This is a genomic window from Ruegeria sp. CDSA034, assembly GCF_059612275.1.
On the sequence record NZ_JBXWQH010000010.1, the window covers coordinates 1 to 25,699 of the forward strand.

Here is a 25,699-nt window from a genome sequence, read left to right on the forward strand (position 1 = left end):
GGCGATCAACAAAATGCTCAAGAGCTTTGGTTGTCCAATCCCGATCGAGATGGTCAGGCGCAAATACCTCAATAACAACATTGAACAGGATCACCGATTTATCAAACGAAGGATCAGACCCATGCTGGGGTTCAAATCCTTCGCTTCAGCCGCATCTGTCCTGGCAGGCATAGAACTGGTCAACATGATCCGCAAAGGTCAATTCACGCCCGGACTCCGTCCGTTTCAGCAGTTCATCCAAATGGCGGGATAAACTGCTCGCCAAATCCACTGATGCTTTGCCATCTAAAAAGTTTGCGACAGAACCGTATTGAACACCCTGTTCGTCGTCACCTTTTTCATCGGCCTGACGTTGGCCATCCTCTATGTCACGCGGCGCTTGCATCCAGCCACGCAACGCAGTTTGCAGTTTCTGCCGCCCAACCAAAAGGAAGTCTCGGTCGCCTGGGTTTCTTTTGTGATTGGGTTGTTTTGTGCCTATCTTCTTGGGCAGGCCTTCTCCGGGGCCACACGCAGTGGCCTAGTGTCAACAGCTTATGGGCAGCTGATATTTGCTGGCTCGTACGGAGCAATTCTTGGCTATCTGGCGCTTGCTCTACACATGCTCAACCGCGGGAAAATTCTCTGGTTTTGCGTTCTTACCTTGCTTTTTGTCGGTGCTTTGGTGGTTCTCGGAGGACGCGGTCGCGTGGTTTGGCCACTTTTGTCGTTATTTGCGACCTGGAAGATAACGCAGCACGGAACAATGCATCTCGGTAAGCTGATCGGTTTGGGTGTCGTCGTGTTCCTTGCCGCTTCAATGATCGACCCGCTATTATCATACTATTACGGGTTTGGCACCGACGCCCTGCTAAGGATAAGTGCCCCAGGATCTTTGTTGGAAGACGTTTTCGTTGCGAAGCGTAATTTTGATGGCTTTCACAACTTTTTCCTGATCTACAATATTGACCCTTTCCCACAGTCGATCTCCTATATGCTGAACGGACCGCGTACCGCTTTTATGTCAGAGTTCTTTCCGGAGGTTCTTGCAAAGGGCGTTGGTTTCCCTGCGACTGTGCCCGGCACGTTCTGGATGGTTGGAGGATGGGTGGGCCTTGTCTTTGGGGCCGTTGTTTTTGGTTCGCTTGCGGGCGTTATGACCACGCGGTTCAACAGAACCCGAAGCCAGCTCTCAATCTGTTTTCAGATTTACCTATTTACATGGCTCTTCAACGTTGGATTATCACTATTCGACAACGTGCCAAAAATCATTGTTGTTCTTGCTTTAATGGCTCCATTTTATGCGGCTAGAAGATTCAAGATTTGAGTCTTTACTAAAGTGGTTCATGAAAATCGAAAACACAAGTTCGCGTCCGCTAGGTTGTCTAGCAAGAGGAATAGGCCAACGCGCGCCCTGTTCTGGAGCATTGCCTGAGCCCTGAAAAGGTGCGTTGGCTCATCGCCCGTCGTGAAGCAAGGTGGCTCTTGCGCTGATCCGGTCGTACTCTTTGGCGGTTGGGTCACTGGCGGCCACGTTGAAATCTTGTAGGCGCAGGATCGTAAAGAATTTCTGAGCTGCGGGGACGCGGTGGAAACACTTTTTGCAAAGTGCGTGAAGTAACTTACGCATTCGAAATGAAGATAAGCCCGTCGGGTCGGGCGCACAAATCATCCAAGGAGAAAACTAATGGCAGACGATTTCGCAGATCTCCGCGCCGGTCTGGATAGCCCTCAGGAACATCACGCCGCAGTCTTCCCAAGCGATACCGTTGATCTCCCCAACGCTACTCGGGCGCTGTGGGTCGGAAATGGCGGCAATATCACAGCAACCACGATTTTTGGTGAGACGGAAGTCTATGAAAACGTCCCAAACGGTACTCTTCTGCCTGGGCGGTTTACTCGGATTCACGCGACCGGTAACTCAGCAAGCAGCATTTTGGCTCTCTGGTGATCTGATATGATCAGTCTAGGGCTTTCAATCACATCACTGGCCGCGCGGTCGCGGCATGGCACCGCGTCACTGAATCTGGTGGCTAACGGCAGCTTCGAAGCGGAAACAACTGGCTGGGCACCATTCAGTTCAACTACACTTGCAATAGAAGCCGGAAGACTGCGTGTCATTGCTGGGGCGGCGGCAATCAGGGTTTCTCAGGACGTCAGCGCTCTGGTACAGGGTCAGCAATACCGGTTAACCGCTGATATCGACGCATCCGCTAGCAATGGCACCGTCACAGCTCGTATCAACAACACTGTCAGCACAACCGGTTCCCTCGTCGTTCTCAGTGTCGAGGCCGGGCAATCCGGTACTTTTGAGGCAAATTTTACCGCACGCGCGGAAGATGACGTCCTGCTGTTCAACAACACTCGGGGGCTTGGCGACTACTGGCTGGACAACATCAAGATTGAGCCGGTCTAGTCACGTCAGCACTGACAACAAATAGGCGGCTAGCGCCACGACGATGAAAATCACAACCACAGACGGTGGGTTACCGATGTCCAAGGGTTTTTGCTAGATCGCCCCGGCCTGGTACGCAAGATCTAACCCTGCTGCCAGCAGATAAGGCTACAGTGTCGATGCGTATTGTGACCCTAGGCTGGTTCGCCTACGTCCATTGTGAACCAAGTCCTGACAGACCTGCAGTCGCCCGACCCATGTGGTCGGGCCCTTTATTTTTGGAAGTTGTCCACAATTTGTGTTCGTAAATTTCGCGGTGCTGTAAAAGGCCAGTATCGTTTCACCTTTTGAGTGGACAATGCCCTTTGCCTTTATCGGGCCATCAGCAAAACGGTAAGACTGGTGACTTCATGCCGTCAAAGCGCCGGAACAAGGCCATCGCGACGAAGTTCTTCTCCCGCTCCTTAGATATGAACGGCCTACCACGCAAATTTGTTGTCGACAAAAGCAGTACCAACACAGCTGGCACCAATTCCACAAACAAGATGCTGAGGGGCCTTGGATACCCAATCCAGATCGAGATGGTCGACATGATCCGAAACCTGTCCTTTCAAACAGTTCGCGGAGTTGGCCGCTTAACTCGCCGGTACTAAGCTATCGCTGTGGTCAGTTAGTACTTCGCAACAGAACCCGTTTGGGCATCACAGCACGCGTGAAAGGAATGCCTTGGTGCGTGGTTCGTGTGGTTGGGAAAAGAGCACCTCGGGCGGGCCCTGTTCCAGGATGCGTCCGGCATCAAGGAAACACACTTTGTCTGCCAGCTCACGTGCAAAACCCATTTCGTGGGTGGCTAGTACCATGGTCATACCCTGCTTTCGCAGGTCCCTCAGCACGTCCAGAACCTCGCCTACCAGTTCGGGATCCAGTGCGCTTGTAATCTCGTCAAACAGCATGATCTGCGGTTCCATCGCCAGCGCACGGATGATAGCCACTCGCTGCTGCTGGCCGCCCGATAGCTGGTCTGGATAGTGCTCCATCCGGTCGCCCAACCCAAAGCGCGTGAAAAGCTGGGTCACCCGCGGGCGCAGGTCGTCTCTGCTCAGCCCGCGTACACGACGTGGCGCGAGCATTACGTTCTCTGCCGCTGTCATGTGAGGAAAGAGGTTGTAGCTTTGGAAGACTATGCCGATCTGTTGACGCACCGGCTGTGGGTCCAGTCCCGGTTCAGAGATGTCTTTCCCGTCCAGCCAGATCTCGCCGTCATCGATGGGTTCAAGCAGGTTCATGCAGCGCAAGAGTGTGGATTTGCCAGAGCCTGAGGCGCCAATCAGGCACACCATCTCGCCCTCAGCTACATCCAGGTCAATGCCCTTGCATACCTCGTGATCATCGAACCGTTTCCGCACCCCGCGCAAGGATAACTTCGCTGTCATGTACGGGCCCTGTTCTGCTTGTTCATAAGGTAGTCCGCATACCGCGTTGCTGGTATGGTCAGCGCAAGAAAGATAAGCGCTGCGCCCACATAAGGCGTAAAATTGGCATAGAGCGATTTGTAAACACCAGCCTGACGGAAAATCTCAACCGGGCCGATAAAGGACAAAAGCGCCACGTCCTTCTGCAAAGCGATGAACAGGTTCATATTTGCAGGAACGACGTTTCGTATGGCCTGCGGCAGGACCACATAGCGCATGGCGTCCTGATCACTTAGCCCCAGCGAGGCCGCGGCGGATCGCTGCGACTGATGGATAGAGTCAATGCCCGAGCGGATCACTTCGGCCACATAGGCCGAATAGACCAAAACCAGCGCCAGCGTGCCCCAAATGTAGGGGCTGTTCCAGGGCCTCGGCAGGCCCAACCCGGGCACGCCAAAGCCAATAATGTAAATAACAAGAACCACTGGCAGGCCACGGAAGATGTCCGTATATGCAATGCCGAACAGCCGCAGCGGAAAAAGTGCTGGTGCGCGCGTGTCCCGACACAGCGCGATAACCAGACCCGTGATCGCGATAAGCGGTGCAGACCACGCGAATATCATCACGTTCATCAGAAAGGCTTCGAGCAATCCGGGAAACGTCTCGGCGAAGACCCGGCCGTTAAAAAACGAGCGTTGTACGGCCTCCCAACCGGGGGCGAGCGGGACGAGGACGACGATGGCAAGAGCCACGCTGACCACTGAAATCAGCGCGATGCGATTTGAGCGACGCCGTACCTCAGCTTCATAAACCTCGCGACGCGTGGGCGTCGCGGCAGGGCGCTCAACCGAGTCTTTTTGCAATGACGTTTCTTCCATCTATTCGATGACCGGTACACCTGTAGCCTCGGACAGCCATTGGGTTTCAATCGCGGCAAGCTCGCCGCTTTCGGTCAGTTCTGTGATGGCCGTGTTGACGCAGTCCTTCAACGCATTGCCCTCTTCCATCAAAACGCCGAACTGATCAGGACTTTCGGATTGCCCCGCAGGGAACTGACCAAGCAAAGCACCGTTTTCGACCACGACAGCCGACAGATAGAGTGCCGTAGGCAGGTCATAAATTGCGGCATCGATCTGGCCAGCCATGATGGCCGCATTCACATCAGCATTGTCGTTGTAAAGCAGCGGTTCACTAGACGGCTGGATCACGTCGTTCAGCATCGGGATCGCTGTCGTCGTGGCCACAGCGCCCCACTTCAATTCCTTGAGGCCGTCCAACGTCGCTTCTGCGCCGGAATCGACAACGTTCTGGGTGGTCAGAACCGCCATGGCCGAGGTGTAATAGGGCAGGCTGAAATCAACCATTTCTTCCCGTTCGGGAGTGATCGAGTACTGCTGCATGTTGAAGTCAAAGTTCTTAGCGCCGGGCTGAATCGCCTCGTCAAAACTTGTACGAACCCAGGTGACATTGTTCTGGTCGAAGCCCATTTTTTCGGCGATTGCATAAGCAACGGCGGCTTCGAATCCTTCGCCGCTTTCGGGCGCGTCATTCATAACCCAAGGATAGTAGGCCGGATTACCTGTTGCGATTGTCAGGGTGCCTTCTGTCAGGGTCTTGCCTTTGGCGCAGGTCCCATCGCCCGCAGCAAGCACTGAGGTCGTCGAGAAAAGTAAGGCCAGAACTGGGCCAGCAATCAGTTTCATCAATCTTCTCCCTGTTTTTGTTTGGTCACAGGTTCTTATGCGCAGGGGGATTTGTCTAGGTGTTTGATCCCGCAGTGTGATGTCGGGTTTTCTTCGTTCGTCAGGACCTTTGCAATAGAACCAACACAAATATGTCGCAGCGGCTTTGTCAGGTTGTTCGTGGTTTGCAGCACAGGGCTATCTGAGTGGCGTTCAGGGGTTCAGTTCGCGCGTGTAATTTTGCCAAATATCAAAAGCATCAGCTCGGGCGTGACGATAAGAACTGGCAGAAAGGCGGTGGCATTTTGGGCGGAACAATGCGGCGATTTGGTCGTGAGGCGCCAGAAATCTCTGCGCCTGTCCGGGTGACTTGAACCGCCCCATGATCTTCTCCTGCTGGCGGGTGTGTTGATGCGAGGCTTCGGCTCGGTTGTTCAAGCCCTTGTTCTGGCGATGCTCGATCCCCGGTGCAATCTCAGCTATTGCGGCGGCGTAAGACCGAAGCTTGTCTGTAACGAGTAAGCGATAAAAAATACTTTCAGGGGATGTTGTGGCGGGCAGCGCACTGCCCACCACCTCTTACCAAATGCTTAAGCATTCTTCTTTGCCATGGCTTTATAGATAACGCCGCCAAGGATTGCACCGATGATCCAGGCGTAGCCTGACAGTATGCCAAGGGCCGGGACCCAGACCGTGGCGACCGAAAACACCGAGGCGACGCCGAAGGCAATCAGAGCCGAGTCGTTCCAGCCATTGCCATAGTGGTACTCGCCCCCTTGCATGTTGTAGAGGTCATCCCTGTTCAGCTCTTCTTTGCGGATCATGTAATAGTCGACAATCATGATTCCGAAGATCGGAGCCAGTGTTGCACCCAGTGTATTCACGAACCCAGCGATGCCGATATTCGAGATTATGGCCGTCCACAGGCCACCGATGACCAGTGCAAAGACTGATGTGGCCAGGCCTGCCTGACGGAAGCTGATTTTCCCAGGTGCAAGGTTGGCGATGCCGTTCACCGCAGGGATGAAGTTCGCGACAAGATTGATACCTACCGTAGCGGCGAAGAAAGTGATGGCGGCGATAATGCCCAGCAGAACGCTATCGGTTTTTTCAACGATCTCGGTCGGGTTGATGATCTCCTCACCGAAGACTACGGCTGCACCACCGGTTGTCAGCAGCGCCAAGGCCGAGAACAGGATCATGTTCAACGGCAAACCAGCTAGATTACCCGCCTTCATAGATGCCTTGTCTCGTGAATAGCGCGAGAAGTCCGAGAAGTTGATCATCACAGCCGAGAAGTAGGCAACCATGGTGCCGAAGATCGCGATAAAGCCTTTGACCTCAGATCCGAACGTGCCTTCGGGATTGGCGAAGATCGTTGCCGTTGCGCTCAGAAGCTGCCCGTCTGAGCGCTGCCAGAGAACAATCACAAGGCCGATCATTACCGCATAAACGAAAGGCCCAGCGAAGTTGAGGAACGTTTCGACCCAGCCCATACCGCGCCAGAAAATGACGATGTGAAACACCCAGACGATGAAGAAGGCGAACCAGTCGATACCAGTCAGGCCTAGCATCTCGGCCCCGCCATCCGCGCCGGTGATCGAACGGATCAGAAGTGACAGGGCGGTTGAGGCGAAATAGACCTGAACGCCGTACCAGAACACCGCGACTGTGGCCCTTAACACCGCCGGGAGCTTGGACCCAGCCGTACCCATACTGGCGCGCGCCAGAACCGGGTAGGGAATGCCGTATTTCTCGCCTGGTGCACCAGACAGATTCACCATCCACATGACGAACAGCCCGGCCACAATAAGCGCCAGAAAGGCGGTCCAACCGCCAACGCCGTATGAAATGAACAGCGACGCGACAAGTGAATACCCAAACAATGATTGAACATCGTTGGCCCAGATGTTGAAGATCGCAAATGCGCCCCATGTTTTTTCATTGGGCGATACCGGATTAAGCGTATCGCCTTCCGGATCTGTTGTACCTGCGCTTTCGACAGAGGTTGCTGTAGTTACCATTATTTCCTCCCGTTTTGATACGGGGGTAAGCCCCCCGGAGTTTGCGACAAAAGTCGCCCTTCGCTTCAGGCATCCCACCCGAACCGTTGCAGTCGCAGGGTTGCGACGTTCAATCCCATTTCAGCTTTTGTCCGGGACAAACCTTCCCTGTCCGACCACGCGTAGCGGTGATCGGCTTCTCTGCCCTCGGGCATCGAATTGGCTAAAGTCTCAGCCAGTCAACGCTTTGCAATTGCCCAGTAGAACACACCTCCGAATCCTGCGCCGATCACCCATGCAAAGCCCGAAAGTGTGCTCAGCATTGGGACCCAGACTGTGAGAACGGAAAATATGGCCGGAAGGATGAATGACACGATTGCCGCCATGTTCCAGCCATTGCTGTAAAAGTAAGGACCATCCCGCGCAGCCGAGAACAGCTGATCAACATCCAGATTGCCAGATTTCACCAGATAAAAATCGGCGATGATGATGCCGTAGACTGGGGCCAGAACGGCCCCAAGCGTATTCACAAAACCCAGAATGCCGATCTGGCTGATGGTCGAAACCCATAAACCGCCTATCACCAGCGCATAGGCCGAAGTGATGATGCCGGCGACCCGGAAGTTAATCCGGCTGGGCATCAGGTTGGCAAGGTCATAAGCAGGTGGGATAAAGTTTGCCACAAGGTTGATCCCAACTGTGGCGGCGAAGAAGGTTGCCGCAGCCAAGAGCGTCAACGGTAAAGAATCGATCCGCGCGATGATTGCCGTGGGATTGGTCAGCGCTTCGCCCCAGATCGCGACGGTTCCTGCTGTGACGATCAGAGCAATCAGAGAAAAGAAGGCGATATTGATCGGCAAGCCTAGCAGGTTGCCTTTGCGCATTTCATGTTCCGAGCGCACGAACCGCGAAAAATCACCGAAATTGATCACCACAGCCGAAAAATAGGCGATCATCGTTCCGACCACCGCCGCAAATGCACCTAACTGACTGCCTTGATAACTGCCGGTTCCACGAAAGATGGTTCCAAGCTCGCGCCACAGGTCGTTACCAGCCTCAATCCAGATCATGACGGCCAGCGCCACCATCACCGCATAGACGAATGGCCCTGCAAAGTTGAGGAAACCCACAATCGGATCTATCCCGTTCCAGAACAGGGCAATCTGAAAGGACCAAACCGCCAGAAAGGCAATCCATTCAATAGCACTGAGGCCAAGAAAGACGGGTGGTCCCTGAGTGCCGATCAACGCGACCATGGCAAGTGCAAGTGCGGTTGAAGCGAAATAGGTTTGAACGCCATACCAGAAGATTGCCACCACGGCGCGGATTAAAGCTGGGAAGTTTGCCCCTCGCACACCCATACTTGCGCGGGCCATGACCGGGAAAGGAATGCCGTATCTGACACTCGGCTTGCCGATCAGGTTGACCAGTCCCATGACGATGAACCCGGCCAAAACAATGCCCGCAAACACAGTCCAGCCGTTCAGCCCATAAGTCAGAAACAGTGAGGCGGCCAACGTGTATCCGAACAGTGATTGCACATCATTGGCCCAGACATTGAACAACTCAAACCAACCCCAATCGCGCTTTCCAACAGGCACCGGCGCCAGATCCTCATTGTAAAGGCTGGCATCTCTGGGCGCTTCTGTAAAAGAATGCTGCATTGAGTCCCGGTCACTCGCTAAGGCGATTGTCATTGCACAGGTTCAGCGTTATATTCGTGCAGAACTGCGTGCAAATAAACGTTCATAATTGCGTGCATAAGTCAAGAACTTACTGTGGATCCAATTCTACGAGATTGATTTAGAATGGTAAAAATCGGATATGCGCGGGTATCATCGAAATGGTATCGAAGTGAAGTTCAACTAAGCGAGCTGAAGCGCCAGGGATGTGATCGTATCTGGAGTGATACCACACAAGACGGCAATGACCGGGGAGAAACACTGGAAACTTTTCTGGCGGATGTGTCCGCTGGTGATGTAATCGTGGTTTCGCGCCTATCTGCGATTGCCGACTCCATCGCTGAACTGGTCAACCTGTTGCGGCAAGTTCATGAAAAGGGAGCTGCTTTCCGATCTATGTCCGAGCCTTGGATCAACACTGAAGGCGGACGGGCGGAAACAGTTCTGGATGTGTTGTCCGGCGTCATCGACTATGAACTCGGGCTGGCCGATCTGGAAAGCCGTACTGTCGAAGACCGACCCAGATCCTTCGGCCTGAGCAAAGGGCGTCCCAAGAAACTGACTGCAACGGAGCGCGAAGAGGCACTTTCCCTGCTGTCTATGGGCAAAACTGCCGCAGAAATCGGAAGGATGCTGGGCGTAAGCAGATCAACAATTTCGCGACTTAAGAACATGCTGCCTGAAACGGGTTAACTTTTATTTCAATTTTTCACTGATAATTTGATGACGAAGTTGAAAGACAGTTGACCACAATCCGTCTCCAAGGGAACAGCCAAATTAGCCAGGAATGATAACGACCATTTTTTCCACAGACAGCCATTAGCACAAGCGCGGCGAATTCTCATTTGGTTACGTGTCTTACTTTTCTGACCAGGCTGCGTTGAATTTGCAGTTTCGTTTCCGTTCAATTCGACATCAGCGAATGACCAGATCGACGACACGCGCTGCGCCGCAAAAACAAAAATGCCGCAACTACGCGCGGATACTGCGTCAGCAAGCACCCGAAATGAATCGGCGGCAAAATCCCGCGATGTCTAAATTCGATAGCAGGTAAATTATGCGCTTGCAGCGAATGACATCAAAGCGGGCTGCGACCGCAAAAACTTGCCTAGGTGTTCTATGTCCGGAAGGGGCCGGCCACATCTAGGAAAGATTGACGTGTATTCACGCATCCTTATGGTGCTCAAGCATCGCGATCACCTCTATCTCAATCACCATGTCTTCGTAGACCAGATTGGGCACCGGAATGCCTGTCGTGGCTGGGCCAGGTGCGATGTAGGAATTGGATCGGATCAGAAGGTTTTCGTGTAGCGCTTCGGCCGAAGCGCTGCCTTGATAGAAGGTGGTGACTTTGACCACATCGTCCAGAGTAGCGCCGAATTCATCCAATACGCGAGCCACATTCTCCATTGCGATACGGGTTTGGGCGACCATGTCGCCAGGTTCCAGAACCTTTGCTTGCTTATCCAGTGCCACCTGGCCGCCCACATGGATTAATTGGCCGGAGCCGATTCCGTGTTTGTAAGGCAGTGCAGTGGTCCAATTCCAGTGCCCGTCAGGCCAGGCATGACGGATGTGGTGCGCTCCCGGGTCGCAGGCTGTAGCAGCGATTCGTGTCGTCAGCCCGTCATGGGGAAAGGACGGCACAGGAATGCCGGTGGGCGCCGGACCGGGATTAGGGAAATAATCGGCGCGGATGCAGGCCGAAACTTCCCAATCTTCTGCTGTGCCGTCGCCAAGATAGAACGTGTTGACCTTGACCACATCCTGCATCCCTGCGCCTGCGGCCTGAAGTGCTTGGGAGAGACGCTCCATCATCAATCGGGTTTGCGCCACGATATCGCCGGGATGGGTGACTGATCCGTCGGCGGAGCGGGCGGTCATGTCACCGGTAAAGATCATGTCGGCGCATTTCACCACATGCGAGAAGGCTTTAGGCAGGGGTGATTGGGCATCGAGATGGTAATTCTGACGGGGCAGAGCGCTGCCATCAGGCGCGCGCATGGCGACGCCTTCAATTTCGCACAGCATGTCAGGGTAACAGAGTTCAGGCAGGTTGATCAGATTAACCACGGGTTTGACTTCATTTCCGATGATGTCGACCAGAAGGTTCAGCATCCGGGCCTCATCACTCGCGTCACCGACATAATAGACAACCAACCGCACCAGATCGGTGAAACCCACGCCAAGGTCAGTCAGAAGATCCTGCATATAGGCCATCGAATTACGCACCTGCGCATCCAGATCGCCGATGTTGCGTACGGTTCCCTGGGTATCCAAATCCACTTGCCCGCCAGTAAAGATCATGTCACCCGCACGCACTGCGTGGTGGTGAGTCAGCTTTATTGGCCAATTCCAATGTCCCTCGGGAAAGCTGTATTGCCTGGTCATTGGGCGGTTCCTGGCTGTTTGATGCCTGTAAGAACGCAAGTAATCATGAGGCCGAGGGTCTGGCCAGTGGTTTGTGAAGCACGCATGTGACGATAGCACAATTGTGCAGTTTGAGCCCATGTCGACCGATGCTGCGCGCTGCGTGAACGATCGGATTACGTAAACATCACCACCTTCATCAGGATGCTATTGAGGCATAGCTTCCATCTTCGCGATGTACTTCACGCCCGCTGAGCGGCGGATTGAAGACGCAGACAAGTCGCAGATCAGCCTCTGTTGCACGCACCAAATGTCGGTCATGTTGGTCCAAGGCATAGAGGGTAAATGGTTCAAGGGAATGCCATGTTTCTTCACCTGACGCTCTGATCTGCCCCTTTCCTTCGATACAGTAGCACGCCTCTAAATGGTGCGTGTACTCAAGCTCAAGCTCGGCACCGTTTTTGATGACCGTATCCGTGAGCGAAAAACCCATTCCATCAGACGCCAGCAATAACCTTCTGCTGTTCCAGCCCGGACCAGAAACATCGCGATCTGTTCCAAGGGTTTCACTGAGTGCTGTAACAATCATACTTCCCCGCCTCTTTGCTATCGTACCGCCCGGTTCATCCCGCCGTCAGACAGTATGCTCTGGCCATTAATATACCGGGCGCCATCGCTGGCAAGAAACACGCAAGCTTGCCCAATTTCCTCAAATGTTGCCGGCCGCTGAGCAGGGATTTCCCGGCGTGCCCGCTCAGACAGGTTTACGTTTTCGCAGAATCCGGGGAGCAGGTTGTTCATGCGAATGTTATGCCGTGCATAACGATCCCCATAAAGCTTTGAGAAACTATGCAGGGCACCGCGCAACATGCTCATCGGATAAGGGGCTCGCGGCTCGATTGTGTTCATGGACGAGATGTTTACGAAAGCACCGCCGCCCTGTGCGATCAGTAAGGGTGTGACGATACGGGCAATCTTGACGACGTTCAGCACATACATGTCCAGGCTTTCGTGCCACAACTCGTCGCTGAGTTCCAAAAGCGGCCCGTCAAAGTCGGGATCAAACCCTACCGTCTTTATGGCTTCTGGCACCGAGCCACCGTGGCCCATATTGCTGACGATTGCATCAATTCGTCCATATTTGCTCATGGTGTCGTCGATCATCGCTTGCAGATCATCAATATCCAAAACAGAGCCGCGGCGGCCAATGCCTCCAAGCTCTTCCGCCAGTTCGACCGAGCGATTGGACGGAGGCATCAGCGAAACTTTGTAACCTGCCTTCGCCATCTCAACGGCGCAGCCCCGGCCAATGCCTTGTCCCGTTCCTGTCATCAGCGCGACTTTGATTTCAGGCATGGTGTCTCCTTTCTCTAGATGCAGAGTATGTGAGAATTTTTGTGCTGAAAGCAGTGTATTTTCTTGGAATTAGGTAAACCTATCGAGTTTCATGAACATTGATGTTAGATTTTCTCACATCGTGGAAAACCTCAGACACCTTCGTGCCCTTCAGGCCTTTGACGAAACCGCAACCCACTCCAGCCTGACCAAGGCGGCGGATGTGCTCAACGTCACTCATGGCGCGATCAGTCGGCAAATCAAGCTGCTGGAACTGCATCTTGGTGTGACGCTCTTTCACCGCCGCCCCAATGGCGTTGAACTGACGAAAGCCGGAGAACGCCTGCATCAATCAACTCGTGGGGCGTTTTCGGCGTTGCAGCTGGGCGTGATGGAGGTGAAGCGATTGCATCACCGCCAGTCGATTACGGTGTCGCTGTCCACATCGCTGGCGCTCAAATGGCTTGTTCCGTTGCTAAGCTCGTTTCAGCAAGAACATCCGGGTATCGCATTGTTGTTGGACACAAACGATACCTTTGCGGATTTCGAATCCTCCGAGGTCGATGTCGCTTTGCGTTTTGGGCAACCAGGCTGGGACAGGCTATATCATGAACAGATAAGACAAGAGGAATTGATTGTCGTGGCCGCGCCGTCTCTTGTTGAGAAAGCCCGATTGCCAATGCGCGCCCAGGATGTGGCTGACCTCCCGCTATTGCACGACGCCTTCAACGTCGGATGGGAAAGCTGGGCTGCGCAAGTTGGTTTGAATGCCAATCGGATCAACGCGCAGAGCATCAAGTACGTGGACAGCGCTGTTCTTTTGGAGGTCGCGATTGACGGGCAGGGCGTGGCACTAGCAAGGCATCTCTTGGCGGAAAGGGACTTGAAACTTGGACGGTTGATCCGCCTTGATAAAAGCCGTGTTCCATTGGATCGTGGGCTCTACTTCGTCTGCCGCCCCGGCGATCAGGAGCGGGTCACGGTGAGAATTTTCAAGAAGTGGCTCATGTCGATTTGAGCTCTGGGTTTCAATTGAAGCCCGGGAAAGCGGTCATTGGCTCGCGCTCTGCATAGGTCCGGATCGTCCGCGATCCATGTATTCTAAAAGATCGAGTTATTGCGATTGTAGCGAATACCTGGAAAGCGGGCTGCAACTGCAGTATGGACGTATGTCCTTGGAAGTCTACTTAGGGCTGAAACTTACCTAATGCTGCGTGGTGCGCTAGTCGGTGCGGTGGTGCGCTTAGCTGAACTTGGGTGTCTGCGGAGATTCAAAGGGGGAACAACCTTGCTTGGGTGCTGAATTCGACCGGGTGATTTCTTTGGCCAAACTCCCTCAAAAATGATGGAGATTTTATCGTGTCGCTCCGGCACGTAAATGACGGAGCGAGGCGGCAGGCTCAGCTTAGTTGCCGTTGGCTTCGGTCCTAGCATATTCGGTAAGAATCAATTCGAACGGACCTTCGGTGGCAACTGCATCCTCATAAACGAGAAATGGTCCCAACTCATCCTCAGCAATCCAGATCGTGCCGTTAACATGTCCATAGATACCCATGCGGAAAATCCGGAAAATGCGCGTCGGCGTGGACCGCTCACTGTATCGTCTGCGCAACCTGGTCGAACGATGCTTCAACAAGCTTAAGAACGCTGGCGTGTCGCAACCCGCTGCGATAAGACTGCGGAAAGTTTCCTAAGATTCATCGATATCCGACGATCCGCCTCTGGCCTCGCCATTTGTCAACATGACCTAACGCCATGAAGATCAATGATCCAAAGTTTGCAACAAATCCCGTCGCAGGTGCTGTTCTGTGGATCAACAGCTCAGACGGGTGACAGAAAAAGATACACGCTGTCTCAGTGTGGCCCCTAAGCACCGGTGCCAGTGAACTCGTCAAACGCTTCCAGCGCTTTTGCGCCAAAGGCGATCGAAGGACCGCCGCCCATATAGCCGATCATCTCCAATGCTTCGCAAAACTCCTCGCGGGTGGTGCCGAGCCGGACAAGCGATTTGGTGTGAAACCCGATACAGCTATCGCAACGCGTCGAGATTGCGATGCCCAGGGCGATCAGTTCCTTGGTCTTTTCATCCAGCGCGCCATTGCGTTTGGCGGCTTTGGACATCGAGTTGAACCCCTCGAACATACCCGGCGCCTGTTTCTGCAAAACGCCTATACGTCCCATTGTTTCAGTGAGAAATCCGCTCCAGGACATCGTGTCTTTCCTTTTCTTGACTGGTTCTGTTAGCTGGCAATATGCGATTGGAAGAGATGACCTGGACCGAGGTCGAGACATACCTCAAGACCCAAAAGGGAGTTATTCTGCCGACCGGGTCTGTCGAACAGCACGGGCCCATCGGTCTGATCGGTACGGATGCCATTTGCGCGCGCGAGATCGCCTGGGCTGCGGCCGATATTGCCGGCGCGGTAGTGGCACCCGAACTGGCTTACGCCCCTGCGCCGTTCAACATGAGTTTTCCTGGCACCGTCTCGCTGAGCGCCGGTCTCTACTGCGATCTGGCGAGAGAGGTTATGGAAGGGCTGGCCCATCATGGATTCTCGATGATCTATGTTTTGAACGGCCACGGTGCCAACGTTGAGCCCTTGCGGAAGGCGGCACACGACGTAAGTGCGACAATCCGAATTCGGAGCTGGTGGGACTTTGACCGGGTCAACAAGCTCCGACGTGGCTACTACGGCGACTGGGAGGGTATGCACGCCACCCCATCCGAGGTCGCGATTACACAGGCCACCCATCGCGTTGTTCAGGCCGGAGACACGAGTCCTCCGCGCAAGCTTTCTGCCGAGTACATCGCGGCCCACGCGGGTGATCGCCATGGGCCACCCGATGAACATCGGCGCGACTTTCCCGATGGGCGCGTCGGGTCCTACTCTGAACTGGCCCGACCAGAACACGGACGTGAACTTGTCGATGCCGCGGCGCGGGCCGTCGCCGCGGATTTCGCCTACTTTATTCATTGATCAGCGGCTTTCGTCCGATCTCATTTTTCGTTCCAGCCAGCGCACGAAGAAGCTGATGATCAGGACGAGAACAAGATACTCAAAGATCAAAAGCGTATAGATCTCAAGCGGTCGGTATTCCGTTACGACCAACTCGTTGGCACGGCGCGTCAACTCCTGCATCCCGATCACCGAGGCAAAGGCGGACATCTTTACGATATAGATGAACTGGTTCGCCAACGGGGGTAGAATCCGCTTGATCGCCTGCGGCAGGATTACATACAGCATCGTCTGGCGGTAATTCAGGCCAACAGTCTTTGCCGCTTCGGTCTGACCCTTGTCAATCGACTGGATGCCCGAGCGGTAGATCTCGGCGGTGAAGGCACTATCCGAAATGGCCAGAGTAATGATCGCGCCCCAGAACGCGTCTATGCTGATATTGATACCGATTGATTTCAGAACAACCGGGAATCCATAAAATACCCAGAACAACATCGGCAGGAGCGGTATGGCGCGGATGAATTCAATGTAGACCCTGCTTGGTAACCGCAGCCATCGGTTTGAAGACATGCCCGGCAGGGCAACCAGAAGCCCGATGGCCATTGATAGAACGGCGGCAATCAACGACAGGCTGATCGTCGACCAGAAACCCGACAAAAGAAATCGGATGTTGTTCTGACCCGTTTCTGTCGAGGGGTTGACGACGTACCATCCCCAGTTGCCCGAAGAACTACAACCGGCGAGAATAACAAGCGCACAAAGAGCGACAAGCGTTGTACGTTTCATGTGATACCCCTTAGTGCTGAAGGATCTGGCTGAGGAAAAGCTTGCAACGTTCTGATTTAGGTGCCTCAAAGAAATCTTCGGGTGTACCTGTTTCAATCACTTCGCCCTGATCCATAAAGATCATACGGTCCGCTGCCTTGCGCGCGAATCCCATCTCGTGGGTAACGCAGATCATCGTCATTCCCTCTTGGGCAAGATCCACGATCACGTCGAGCACTTCCGAAATCATTTCGGGGTCTAGCGCCGAGGTGGGCTCGTCAAAAAGCATGATCTTGGGCTCCATGCAAAGTGAGCGTGCGATGGCGACCCGTTGTTGTTGACCACCGGAAAGTTCGGTTGGCCGTTTGTGCGCCTGATCAGGAATCCGGACCCGTTCGAGATATGTCATTGCGCGTTCTTCCGCGTCCGATTTCGACAGGCCACGCGCCTTGATTGGTCCTAGCGTCAGATTTTGAAGAATTGTCAGGTGTGGGAACAAGTTGAACTGCTGAAACACCATGCCAACCTCGGATCGGATTTCCTCGGCGGCCTTTTTGTCCGTCATTTTGATCCCGTCGACCGTGATCGAACCGGAATCATGCTCCTCCAGAGAATTCACGCATCGTATGAGGGTTGATTTGCCGGAACCCGAAGGTCCGCATACAACAATTCTTTCCCCTAGCGCGACATCCAGATTGATGTCTCTGAGCGCGTGATAGTCTCCGTACCACTTATTCAAGTCCCGGATTGTGATGACCGGCGATGCATCTGACATAGACCTGCCCCTTTGAGATTGTTAGCGTAAGACTAGCTTTGCCTTCAAATTAAAACTATACAAAATATGATAAATACAGACATAAATCTGGTTGCGAACGCGCGAACAAAAGGGGAGGAAGCGATGAAGCTGCTGAAATCAATGGGCCTGGCCGCGGGTCTTATAGTTGGAATGCTCACAGGGGCGGCCAATGCCCAATCGGCCCTGAATGACATACTGAACAATGGGGTGCTGAAAGTCGGGACAACCGGCGACTGGAACCCGATGTCCGTCCGGGATCCGGCAACCAACGCCTACAAGGGATATGATATCGACGTCATGACCCAACTCGCCGAAGATTTGGGCGTGGAGCTTGAATTCGTGGCAACGGATTGGAAGACCTTGGTAAACGGTGTCGTTGCCGGGAACTATCACATTACAGGTTCTGCCTCGATCAGCCCGCCCCGCCTGAAAGCTGCCGGGTATTCGAATAGCTATATCTCAGTTGAAATCTATCCCTTTACCACTGAAGAACAGGCCGAAAAATTCTCGGATTGGGACTCGATCAACAAAGGGGAAGTCAAGGTTGCGACCACCTTGGGGACGACATTCGAGAAAAGCGTCCGCGAGTGGTTCCCTGACGCTGATATCAAGGTCGTTGAGGCACCGGCACGTGGGTTCCAGGAGGTTCTGGCAGGGCGCGCTGATGTTTTCATCACATCGAATATCGAAGGTTCGACCCTGCTCGAAAAATTCCCGAACCTGCGTCAGATTGAAGTAACCGAGGCGCGTGCGCCAACACCGATCGCGATGCTGATGCCCCAAAGCGATCAGGTATGGATCAACTACGTGAACAGCTGGATCGAACTGCGTCAGGCGCAGGGGTTCTTCGCGGCGACCGCCGCAAAATGGGGCCTGTAACGTTCTGACTTTGACACTGTAAAAGGCCCGCTGCGATAATCAATCGGTGGGCCTTTTCTGTGCGCTACGTCAGTAATCGAGATGTCAGGAGAGACCAATATGCGCATTGATATGCATTCCCATTACTACGGTGGTGGGCTGGTCGAGACTTTGCGCGCCCGAAAGTCGCATCCTCGCCTCCGAACACGCACAGATGGGGTCACTGTGATGTCAGCGATGAATGGAGAATTTCCGTTCACCGATGCCTATCATGACCCGCAAGTGTGTCTGGCCGAAATGCGAAAGCAGGGACTGACGCACCGCTTGCTGACCTTCCCCGGAGCACTTGGCGCTGATCTGTTGCCCGCCACGGAAATTGCACCGGTTATCTCTGCCTTTAACGATCACCTTGCCCAGTTGGGAATTGATAGCGATGGTGCACTGATCGGGTTGGCCGGAGTGCCGCTGGATGATCTTGATATTGCCTGTGCAGAGCTTCGCCGTGTTCGTCGCGATCTGGGTTTGCCGGGAATTATTTTGCCGTCGAACTATTTCAACTCTTTGGCCGAAGCTGACACATTGCGACCGCTATTGGCAGCGGCAAATGAATACGGCTGTCACATCATGCTGCACCCTGGTCTGAAAGTCGGGCAAAACCCGCCGCCGCGCCCCGCGGACCTGATGCAATACCGACTGTCCGCAGTGGAACTGCAATCCAGCGCTTCTCAGGTCGCCTTGACCATGATCATGTCAGACCTGTTGGATTCTTACCCGGCTGTTTCCTTTCAGATAGTCAATTTGGGCGGCACGCTCCCCTTTATTTTTGAGCGGTTAGAAAGCATTGCGCGGCATCGCAACCCGGATGATCCGTTCCCGACCCAGCGTCTGCGTCGGCTCTGGTACGATTGCGCTTCACTTGGGCCACGTGCGTTGGAGGCAGCTGTTAAGCTTTTGGGCGCAGACAGGATTATGCTGGGATCGGATTATCCGATCTTCACGGACGATCCTTATACGCATGCGGTTGTTCCGGCAGCGCTGACCGCCGAAGAAAAGGAGCAGGTGACGTGGAAAACAGCGAACGCATTGCTGAGCCACCTGTCGGAACTTCGCGCGCAAAAATGCACCCCGGGCTAATTTCAACGCGTGATGGCTAAGTTACCTCCTATAGTCGATTGAGGTTCTCTTGCCCGCTATCGGTTCTTGAGGCGCGCCAATAATGTAATGCTGTCCTCAAAACCGATGGTTGTGAAATTGCCATCCTTGAGGATCGCAGCCTCAGTGGGCTCAACCCTATTTCCGTCGATAGAGCAGCCCTTGTACACTGAAAACAGACACAGAACTTCGTTCGGACCCGCTTGGAGCTTATGGGGGTCCTCACCGGTCAGGCAATCTACGGATGCAGCACACTGAACAGGATCAAAGATTACATTAAAATTACGCACTGGTCCCGCTTCCAGCCGGCACCACAATTCCAGATCGCCTGAAAACCTGAGTGGATCGGAAAACCGCGCGTTCAACGGTGTCGCAGGGCCAACCAGATCAAAGCCATCTCCCTCTACAACGGTCAGGATACGAGACATGCCCGGAAATGTGGAAAATGGCCCGTCAGCCTCCACGTCAGCAAGGCTCACACGCCAGACGACGCCCTGCTCGCCACTTCCCCGTGCAATTTGTCGCGTGGTCCCCAAGCCGTTTTTCCACAAAACGGGCTCCAGGGTTCTGGTTCGGACATGTTTCATTTCTGGTCGCATTTCGGGTTAGTCATAGGAAGGCAGCGTATGCTTGCTGTTGTTCGAATTAGGCGTGCCGACGGTTGCAATCCCTAGCCGCATACGAGTACAAACATTATGCAATTAATTTAGACATATTATAGGCCATTTGTCGTGCGGGTGAGCTATCAGGATATAAAATCAAACATCCTAGGCCGCATTCGCGACAACACCTGGCCTCCCGGCGCGGTAGTGCCTGGTGAGATTCAGCTTGCCAAGGAATTTGGCTGTGCGCGGGCCACGGTAAACCGTGCAATGCGCGAACTGGTTGATGATGGCGTTCTAGAGCGTAAGCGCAAGGCAGGAACACGGGTTAAAACAGCCCCGACGCGCCAGGCCCGGATCACAATTCCGCTTATTCAGGAAGAAATCACCAACCTAGGGGCCACCTATCGATATTCGCTTGTTGAGCGCGAGGTTATCGCCGCCCCCGGCTGGTTGCGTGCTCAGGTCAAGATCCCAAAAGGGGGTGAGGTTCTGCATCTCAGATGTATGCACTTTGCCTCAAACAAAGCCTTTCAGTTCGAAGAGCGCTGGATCAATATTGCGACTATTCCTCAGGCACGCGATCAGTCTTTCGAAGAAATTGGGCCAAACGAGTGGCTTGTCCGTGAGGTTCCGTTTACCGAGGTTGAACTGACGTTTTTAGCGACCAACGCCAATCTGGAGGTTGCGGAGTTCCTGGGGGAAAACGAAGGAACGGCCTTGTTTACCGTCGAAAGAACCACTTGGCTGGAGGAGAACAACGTGACTCATGCCAAACTCTATTTTCCTTCCGGTTACAAAATGACGACCAAGCTGTGATGGCATTCGCATTGGGTAGGTTGGCAACCTCGGAAAGGGATCTGTTGCAAACTTTAGACCCTTGACCTTCATGGCGTTACGTTGATTGAGTGGGCAGGGCCGGATCAATCTGATCTCACCGCACAGCAATGTTCTTTGGACGCGAAAGCATGAAAGCCCCTAGAATTGTTGAAGATGAGACGCCCCCGCGGACCGCTTGTTCTTAGGAATTTGGTGGGAACGAACTGAGTTTCTTTTGGCGCGTGGACAAATGTTTACGCGAGCCGGACAAGCTCACACGCGAGCAGTGGTTTCATTGGCATTTCAGGTGATGAACAACCTGATCACGTACGCGACAATGGCCAGGCACAAAACACTGCCGAACCAGATCGCGCCGAACCAGAAAACTCGTTTTAGCGTTTTCAATGGTAGTTCTCCTCTGGATCGATCTTCCCACGGAAAACCCAGTAGGTGTAGGCGGTGTAAGCCAGGATCACTGGCAGCAGAGTGACTGCTCCGACCAGAGCGAAAGCCAAACTGCTGTCTGGCGCGGCGGCTTCAGCAATCGTGAGGCTTGGAGGCAGCATATAGGGATAGAAGCTGATCCCGATACCAATGAAGCACACGACGAACAGGGCAATGGCGCAGACAAAGGGCTGATAGTCGCGCTGTTCCGTTATGCCACGATCGAGCTTCCATGAAATGGCAGTTACAAGAGCCGGCACAAGCACAGTGAAAACGACGCCGGGCCCCGAAAACCATCTGACCATATAGATCGGGTCTTGGAACGGGGTCAAAAGACTGACAAGACCGATCAGCCCGAGTGTCATAAGCATCAACGGACGGACATAGGAGCGCATCTGACGCTGAATCTTTCCAGTGGTTTTCATGTTGAGCCACGTCGCGCCCAGCAAGGCATACCCGATCACAAGGGCCACACCTGTCAGGACAGAGAACGGCGTCAGCCAATCCCACCATCCACCGGCATAATGCCGACCTTCGACCGGGATTCCCTGAACCAGCGCGCCAAGCGCGATGCCCTGGCAAAGTGCGGCCACGGTTGAACCACCGTGAAACGCAACATCCCAAAGCCAGCGCCCGCGTACCGTTCGCCATCGGTATTCGAAGGCAACACCACGAAAAACAAGCGCAAGAAGCATGATGATGACAGGCACATAAAGCGCGGGCATCACTACAGAATAGGCCAACGGGAAAACAGCAAACAAACCTCCGCCGCCCATGACCAGCCACGTCTCGTTTCCATCCCAAACCGGTGTGACCGAGTTCATCATGACATCACGGTCCTTTTCGGTTTTTGCGAATGGAAAGAGGATCCCAATTCCAAGATCGAAACCGTCCAGGATCACATAGGTCAGAACGGCAAAGGCAATGATGCCTGCCCAGATTGTCGAGAGTTCAAGCATCATGCTGCCTCCGCCAAGGTAAAGATTTCAATGGGTTTTTGAGCTTTCTGGAAGTCTTCGACAGGCGGTTTTCCCATGAGACGCAGCATGTAGAACGTGCCTGCTCCGAACACCGCGAAATACACGACGATGAAGGCAATCAGAGACGCCGCAACTGCAGGCGCATCCACTTGGGAAAGGGAGTCCGATGTCCGCATCAGCCCGTACACCGTGTAAGGTTGGCGCCCCACTTCGGTGGTGATCCAACCGGCCAGTACCGCCACAAATCCGCTGGGCGCCAACAGGACGGATGCGCGGTGCAACCAGCGATCTTCGTTGAGGCGGCCCCGAACCCGCTGAACAAGCGACCACAACCCGACGCCCAGCATGGCAAAGCCGATGGCAAGCATGACGCGGAAGCTGTAGAAAACGATCGCGACCGGGGGTTCTTCGTCGTCGGGAATGGTGTCCAGCCCGTCAAGCGGCGCGTTCAGATCATGTTTCAGGATCAGCGACGATAGCTTCGGAATTTCGATGGCGTAGTCCACGCGCTTTTCATCTTCGTTTGGAATGCCGAACAGGATAAGCGGTGCACCTTCGGGGTGGCTGTCAAAGTGACCTTCCATCGCCATCACTTTCTGCGGTTGATGCTCCAGCGTGTTCAAACCATGAAGGTCGCCCGCGACGATCTGCAGAGGAGTAACCAAAACAGCCATCCACATTGCCATCGAGAACATGCGGGTGACCTCGGCCGTTCGATTGCGGCGTAGCAGGTGCCAAGCCGCAACCCCCGCCACCACAAAGGCAGTGGTGAGATATGCCGCCAGCACCATGTGTGTCAGGCGGTAGGGGAAAGACGGGTTAAAGACGATCGACCACCAATCCACTGGGATGAATTGCCCCAGCTCGTTGACGTCAGATCCGGCCGGGGTCTGCATCCAGGAATTGACTGAAAGAATCCACGTGGCCGATATCAGAGTGCCAAGGGCAACCATCGCCGTGGCCATCATGTGCAAGCCGGGACCCACGCGTTCGCGACCGAAAAGCATGATGCCTAGGAAGCCTGCCTCAAGGAAGAAGGCCGTCATCACCTCGTATGCCATCAAGGGCCCGATCACAGGCCCGGCGGTATCCGAGAATGTGCTCCAATTCGTGCCAAATTGGTAAGACATCACAATGCCGGACACGACACCCATCGCGAAGCCGACAGCGAATATCTTTTTCCAGTAGTTGAAGAGATTGAGGTAAGCCTTGTCCTTGCGCCAAAGCCAAAGGCCATTGAGGACGGCCAGGAAGCTTGCCAGGCCGATGGAAAAGGCCGGGAAGATGATGTGGAACGACACAGTAAAGGCAAACTGGATGCGTGCCAGGGTCTCTGCGTCAAAGTTTGCTAGTAGGTTCATTGCCGTTTCCTTTGGCGTCGGATTGGAAAGAGCGGCAGTCACCTGGGTTGCTTCGGTTGCCAGCTCGTCGATGTTATTCAGATGAGCAGGATTTGGGGCAGAGGACGTTTTAGTTCGTTTGGGTTCTGGACGGTTGTTTTTGGATTTTGGACAAAACCCAGGTCGAGAATGGCAAGAAAGGAAGCGGAATTTGAAACGCGAAGTCAGGGCACGGCCGGTATTTAAGTGCCCTAAACAAAGTTGCCACCCGGCTCGTTTGTGAGCCGGATGGCAACCTATCAGAAACTGTGCGAGTTCTGTTCGGGGTGGTCAGTCACGTTGCGTCTGGATGCTAACAGCGCAGGGCCGATGGACCTTATGCTGACCGGTCAGTTTTGTTCGGCTGTGTTTCCTCCTTTTTTCGGCGCGTTTGGGATGGCGTTTCAGTCTTCGTTCCAGTCCTTATGGTCATCTTTGAAGTCGTCGCGGCGTTCTTGTGCCTCGTCCTGCGCGTCTTCGAAATTGTCCTTCTGGATCGCACCGCCCACGGCACCAACCGCAGCGCCGGCGGCTGCGCCGCCTACGATGCTTTCGCCGGCAATGCCCGCGACAGTAGCGCCGACAACTGCGCCTTTGATGGCCTTATCGGTGACATAATCAGCATGAGCTGTGGCTGCCATGGTGATCAGAAGTGCGCCGGAGATCGGGGCGATAAAGAGTTTCTTCGAGGTTTTCATAGGTTCATCCTTGTTCTGGGTCAGCAACCACCGCGGCTGCCGTGTGCCATTGAACTAGGTGACCCCATGGGCTGCTTTCTTTTGGGGACAGGACAAGGTTTTGTGGATCTTGGACATCTTATGGCCCCGCGCGCTGCACAGGCCAGGAGACTTAGCGGCCAGCTTTACGAAACCTGGCTGGCGTTTCACCTGTCCATCGCTTGAACGCCACTGAAAAGGCCGCCTGATCCGCAAATCCAAGCATGAAGGCAACGCGGGCAACACCCTCCCCATTACGAAGCATCCGTTTGGACAGGTCGCACAACACCCCCTCTAAAAGTGCTTTAAAGCTTGTTCCTTCGGCTGAAAGGTGCCGGGTCATTGTGCGTCGGGTCAATCCAAGCTCTCCGGCTATTTGATCGCCGTTTGGTATTGGACCGGGAAGACGTTCCCCGAGCATGTCTACAATGCGATCGGACAGACTTCGGACCGCATCAGGTTGAGCCTTTAGCTGCTCTTCCCCATGCCGACGCAAATGCCCCAACAAAGTAGGGTCTGCAGTTGGAATCCTAAAGCTCATACCGTTTGGGGGCAGAGCCAACGCATATCCGGACTTGAACCCTTCTACGGCGCACCCGGCCAACTCTGCCAGCAGCTTACAATGCTCGACGTCGTCCGTTTCCAACTCGATTGAGATAGGGGCAAATCCGCCCGACGTGATCTGTTGAACGCGCTTATAGAGACCGAAAACCAGCATTTCGCGATGGCGAGGATATTGATGCGCCGGGATCACGCTACTTTCCAGCGTGATCTTGGGTTCATTTGGCGCCCCTACAACATCCAGATGCAGGTCAGGGTCTTGCATTGCATAAAAGCGCTGTGTCAATGCCAGCGCGTCTTCGACCGTTTCTGCTGCCCGCACAATGTAAGCCAAAAGCGTTCCGGGACCTTGCGCCGAAAGCCCCACCCGCGCGGCAAAGGTCTTGTCTTCCAAAACACGACACACAGTTTCAACGGCGCCCGCTTCATGAAGCAGTTCGACAGTGGCGTCTGGGCTGTTGACGATATCCGAAGGTGCCCCCGCCATTTCCAGAATTTCAGGAAACGGTATGCGCGCACCGGGCTCTTGCGAATAACGCAACCCGACACTTTGCAGTCTGTATGCACTGATCCGTGGCACTTTCGCTTCCTCCCCTGACGGGCACAAACGGCCCTGCAATTCCCGCAATTGTCCAAAAGCCAACAACAAATGTCCAGAACCCTAAGGATCGCGGGGGCGATGACGGTTAGGTCCCGATCATCAGAAAGGACAAGGCAATGATCTACTTCGCAAGGTACTACCGCGTTTTTAAGGCAATCAACGACTCTGCCAGACAGGAATGGTCCGGAGGCAACATTTACGGCCTGCACGC

28 protein-coding genes and 2 pseudogenes are annotated in these 25,699 nt (G+C 54.2%); 11 read left to right on the forward strand and 19 right to left on the reverse strand.

All coding sequences use genetic code 11. The features are described 5' to 3' along the window. The 4 genes from AC2FLJ_RS15585 to AC2FLJ_RS15600 form a co-directional block, all read left to right on the forward strand. The coding region (locus AC2FLJ_RS15585; protein ID WP_496706642.1) for a DDE-type integrase/transposase/recombinase at window positions 1–253 on the forward strand (253 nt) is incomplete at its 5' end. A 57-nt stretch (window positions 254–310) separates the two neighbouring features. Further along, window positions 311–1,306: a hypothetical protein gene (locus tag AC2FLJ_RS15590; RefSeq protein ID WP_496706644.1), complete on the forward strand. Its 996-nt coding sequence runs from the start codon at window positions 311–313 to the stop codon at window positions 1,304–1,306. A gap of 360 nt (window positions 1,307–1,666) precedes the next feature. Then, window positions 1,667–1,930: a spike base protein, RCAP_Rcc01079 family gene (locus AC2FLJ_RS15595; protein WP_496706645.1), complete on the forward strand. Its 264-nt coding sequence runs from the start codon at window positions 1,667–1,669 to the stop codon at window positions 1,928–1,930. Between the two features lie 6 nt (window positions 1,931–1,936). Then, window positions 1,937–2,395, forward strand: a complete 459-nt coding sequence (locus AC2FLJ_RS15600; RefSeq protein ID WP_282170303.1) for a carbohydrate binding domain-containing protein — start codon at window positions 1,937–1,939, stop codon at window positions 2,393–2,395. Between the two features lie 680 nt (window positions 2,396–3,075). Here the strand turns inward: AC2FLJ_RS15600 and AC2FLJ_RS15605 are convergent. From AC2FLJ_RS15605 to AC2FLJ_RS15630, 6 genes and pseudogenes are all read right to left on the reverse strand, one after another. Further along, a complete protein-coding gene (locus AC2FLJ_RS15605) occupies window positions 3,076–3,807 on the reverse strand; it encodes an amino acid ABC transporter ATP-binding protein (protein ID WP_282121067.1) in 732 nt (243 codons plus the stop codon). Next, entirely contained in the window at window positions 3,804–4,664 is an 861-nt protein-coding gene (locus tag AC2FLJ_RS15610; RefSeq protein WP_282121066.1) for an amino acid ABC transporter permease, read from the reverse strand. Before AC2FLJ_RS15610 ends, AC2FLJ_RS15605 begins: the two co-directional genes overlap by 4 nt. After that, window positions 4,665–5,489: an ABC transporter substrate-binding protein gene (locus tag AC2FLJ_RS15615; RefSeq protein WP_496699196.1), complete on the reverse strand. Its 825-nt coding sequence runs from the start codon at window positions 5,487–5,489 to the stop codon at window positions 4,665–4,667. It abuts the gene before it with no gap. A gap of 192 nt (window positions 5,490–5,681) precedes the next feature. Then, window positions 5,682–5,993, reverse strand: a pseudogene (locus AC2FLJ_RS15620) (DDE-type integrase/transposase/recombinase); the annotation flags it as partial. Window positions 5,994–6,058: 65 nt separating this feature from the next. Then, a complete protein-coding gene (locus AC2FLJ_RS15625; RefSeq protein WP_496699195.1) occupies window positions 6,059–7,492 on the reverse strand; it encodes an NCS1 family nucleobase:cation symporter-1 in 1,434 nt (477 codons plus the stop codon). Window positions 7,493–7,710: 218 nt separating this feature from the next. Next, a complete protein-coding gene (locus tag AC2FLJ_RS15630) occupies window positions 7,711–9,135 on the reverse strand; it encodes an NCS1 family nucleobase:cation symporter-1 (protein ID WP_496706651.1) in 1,425 nt (474 codons plus the stop codon). A 144-nt stretch (window positions 9,136–9,279) separates the two neighbouring features. Here AC2FLJ_RS15630 and AC2FLJ_RS15635 point away from each other — a divergent pair, with 144 nt between their 5' ends. Continuing rightward, window positions 9,280–9,846 carry a recombinase family protein gene (locus tag AC2FLJ_RS15635; protein WP_282170309.1) on the forward strand — a complete coding sequence of 189 codons (567 nt, stop codon included), beginning with the start codon at window positions 9,280–9,282 and terminating at the stop codon, window positions 9,844–9,846. 471 nt (window positions 9,847–10,317) lie between these two features. On the opposite strand, the gene AC2FLJ_RS15640 is transcribed toward AC2FLJ_RS15635, so the two are convergent. The 3 genes from AC2FLJ_RS15640 to AC2FLJ_RS15650 all read right to left on the reverse strand — a co-directional run bounded on the left by AC2FLJ_RS15640 (window position 10,318) and on the right by AC2FLJ_RS15650 (window position 12,879). Continuing rightward, entirely contained in the window at window positions 10,318–11,544 is a 1,227-nt protein-coding gene (locus tag AC2FLJ_RS15640) for a RidA family protein (protein ID WP_496706654.1), read from the reverse strand. Between the two features lie 178 nt (window positions 11,545–11,722). Further along, window positions 11,723–12,112 (reverse strand): ectoine synthase, encoded by a 390-nt coding sequence (locus tag AC2FLJ_RS15645; protein ID WP_282170311.1) that lies wholly within the window; start codon window positions 12,110–12,112, stop codon window positions 11,723–11,725. Between the two features lie 17 nt (window positions 12,113–12,129). Continuing rightward, on the reverse strand, window positions 12,130–12,879 hold the full coding sequence (locus AC2FLJ_RS15650) for an SDR family oxidoreductase (protein ID WP_496706656.1): 750 nt from the start codon (window positions 12,877–12,879) through the stop codon (window positions 12,130–12,132). Window positions 12,880–13,000: 121 nt separating this feature from the next. Between AC2FLJ_RS15650 and AC2FLJ_RS15655 the strand changes: the two genes are divergently transcribed. Next, window positions 13,001–13,876: a LysR substrate-binding domain-containing protein gene (locus AC2FLJ_RS15655; RefSeq protein ID WP_282170313.1), complete on the forward strand. Its 876-nt coding sequence runs from the start codon at window positions 13,001–13,003 to the stop codon at window positions 13,874–13,876. 387 nt (window positions 13,877–14,263) lie between these two features. On the opposite strand, the gene AC2FLJ_RS15660 is transcribed toward AC2FLJ_RS15655, so the two are convergent. Then, entirely contained in the window at window positions 14,264–14,413 is a 150-nt protein-coding gene (locus tag AC2FLJ_RS15660) for a hypothetical protein (RefSeq protein ID WP_282170433.1), read from the reverse strand. On the opposite strand from AC2FLJ_RS15660, the pseudogene AC2FLJ_RS15665 reads away from it, so the two are divergent. Continuing rightward, window positions 14,406–14,604: pseudogene (locus tag AC2FLJ_RS15665) on the forward strand (IS5/IS1182 family transposase); the annotation flags it as partial. The gene AC2FLJ_RS15660 and the pseudogene AC2FLJ_RS15665 overlap by 8 nt on opposite strands. 120 nt (window positions 14,605–14,724) lie before the next feature. Here the strand turns inward: AC2FLJ_RS15665 and AC2FLJ_RS15670 are convergent. Further along, complete coding sequence (locus tag AC2FLJ_RS15670; protein WP_282121064.1) at window positions 14,725–15,069, reverse strand: carboxymuconolactone decarboxylase family protein; 345 nt, start codon at window positions 15,067–15,069, stop codon at window positions 14,725–14,727. A gap of 41 nt (window positions 15,070–15,110) precedes the next feature. Between AC2FLJ_RS15670 and AC2FLJ_RS15675 the strand changes: the two genes are divergently transcribed. Continuing rightward, window positions 15,111–15,836, forward strand: coding sequence for a creatininase family protein (locus tag AC2FLJ_RS15675; protein ID WP_496699190.1), 726 nt, complete (start codon window positions 15,111–15,113; stop codon window positions 15,834–15,836). On the opposite strand, the gene AC2FLJ_RS15680 is transcribed toward AC2FLJ_RS15675, so the two are convergent. Both AC2FLJ_RS15680 and AC2FLJ_RS15685 read right to left on the reverse strand, forming a co-directional pair. Beyond that, the gene (locus AC2FLJ_RS15680; protein WP_496699189.1) at window positions 15,837–16,601 is read right to left on the reverse strand and encodes an amino acid ABC transporter permease; all 765 of its coding nucleotides are present in this window, start codon (window positions 16,599–16,601) and stop codon (window positions 15,837–15,839) included. It lies immediately after the preceding gene. Window positions 16,602–16,611: 10 nt separating this feature from the next. Further along, a complete protein-coding gene (locus tag AC2FLJ_RS15685) occupies window positions 16,612–17,355 on the reverse strand; it encodes an amino acid ABC transporter ATP-binding protein (protein WP_496699188.1) in 744 nt (247 codons plus the stop codon). A 123-nt stretch (window positions 17,356–17,478) separates the two neighbouring features. Between AC2FLJ_RS15685 and AC2FLJ_RS15690 the strand changes: the two genes are divergently transcribed. Together AC2FLJ_RS15690 and AC2FLJ_RS15695 are read left to right on the forward strand one after the other, a co-directional pair. Beyond that, the gene (locus tag AC2FLJ_RS15690; RefSeq protein WP_496699187.1) at window positions 17,479–18,255 is read left to right on the forward strand and encodes a transporter substrate-binding domain-containing protein; all 777 of its coding nucleotides are present in this window, start codon (window positions 17,479–17,481) and stop codon (window positions 18,253–18,255) included. Between the two features lie 99 nt (window positions 18,256–18,354). After that, window positions 18,355–19,368: an amidohydrolase family protein gene (locus AC2FLJ_RS15695; RefSeq protein ID WP_496706660.1), complete on the forward strand. Its 1,014-nt coding sequence runs from the start codon at window positions 18,355–18,357 to the stop codon at window positions 19,366–19,368. A gap of 56 nt (window positions 19,369–19,424) precedes the next feature. On the opposite strand, the gene AC2FLJ_RS15700 is transcribed toward AC2FLJ_RS15695, so the two are convergent. Beyond that, window positions 19,425–19,973: a HutD/Ves family protein gene (locus AC2FLJ_RS15700; protein WP_496706662.1), complete on the reverse strand. Its 549-nt coding sequence runs from the start codon at window positions 19,971–19,973 to the stop codon at window positions 19,425–19,427. Between the two features lie 150 nt (window positions 19,974–20,123). Between AC2FLJ_RS15700 and hutC the strand changes: the two genes are divergently transcribed. After that, window positions 20,124–20,807, forward strand: coding sequence for a histidine utilization transcriptional repressor HutC (hutC, locus tag AC2FLJ_RS15705; RefSeq protein WP_496706664.1), 684 nt, complete (start codon window positions 20,124–20,126; stop codon window positions 20,805–20,807). A gap of 303 nt (window positions 20,808–21,110) precedes the next feature. On the opposite strand, the gene AC2FLJ_RS15710 is transcribed toward hutC, so the two are convergent. The 5 genes from AC2FLJ_RS15710 to AC2FLJ_RS15730 form a co-directional block, all read right to left on the reverse strand. Further along, a complete protein-coding gene (locus tag AC2FLJ_RS15710; protein ID WP_496699179.1) occupies window positions 21,111–21,212 on the reverse strand; it encodes a DUF2474 family protein in 102 nt (33 codons plus the stop codon). After that, the gene (cydB, locus tag AC2FLJ_RS15715; protein ID WP_496699177.1) at window positions 21,209–22,213 is read right to left on the reverse strand and encodes a cytochrome d ubiquinol oxidase subunit II; all 1,005 of its coding nucleotides are present in this window, start codon (window positions 22,211–22,213) and stop codon (window positions 21,209–21,211) included. The genes AC2FLJ_RS15710 and cydB overlap by 4 nt, the downstream gene beginning before the upstream one ends. Beyond that, on the reverse strand, window positions 22,210–23,592 hold the full coding sequence (locus tag AC2FLJ_RS15720; RefSeq protein WP_496706666.1) for a cytochrome ubiquinol oxidase subunit I: 1,383 nt from the start codon (window positions 23,590–23,592) through the stop codon (window positions 22,210–22,212). Before AC2FLJ_RS15720 ends, cydB begins: the two co-directional genes overlap by 4 nt. Window positions 23,593–24,014: 422 nt before the next feature. Beyond that, window positions 24,015–24,308, reverse strand: a complete 294-nt coding sequence (locus AC2FLJ_RS15725; protein WP_282121054.1) for a glycine zipper domain-containing protein — start codon at window positions 24,306–24,308, stop codon at window positions 24,015–24,017. Window positions 24,309–24,459: 151 nt separating this feature from the next. Then, a complete protein-coding gene (locus AC2FLJ_RS15730) occupies window positions 24,460–25,467 on the reverse strand; it encodes a helix-turn-helix domain-containing protein (RefSeq protein ID WP_496706667.1) in 1,008 nt (335 codons plus the stop codon). Between the last annotated feature and the right edge of the window lie 232 nt (window positions 25,468–25,699).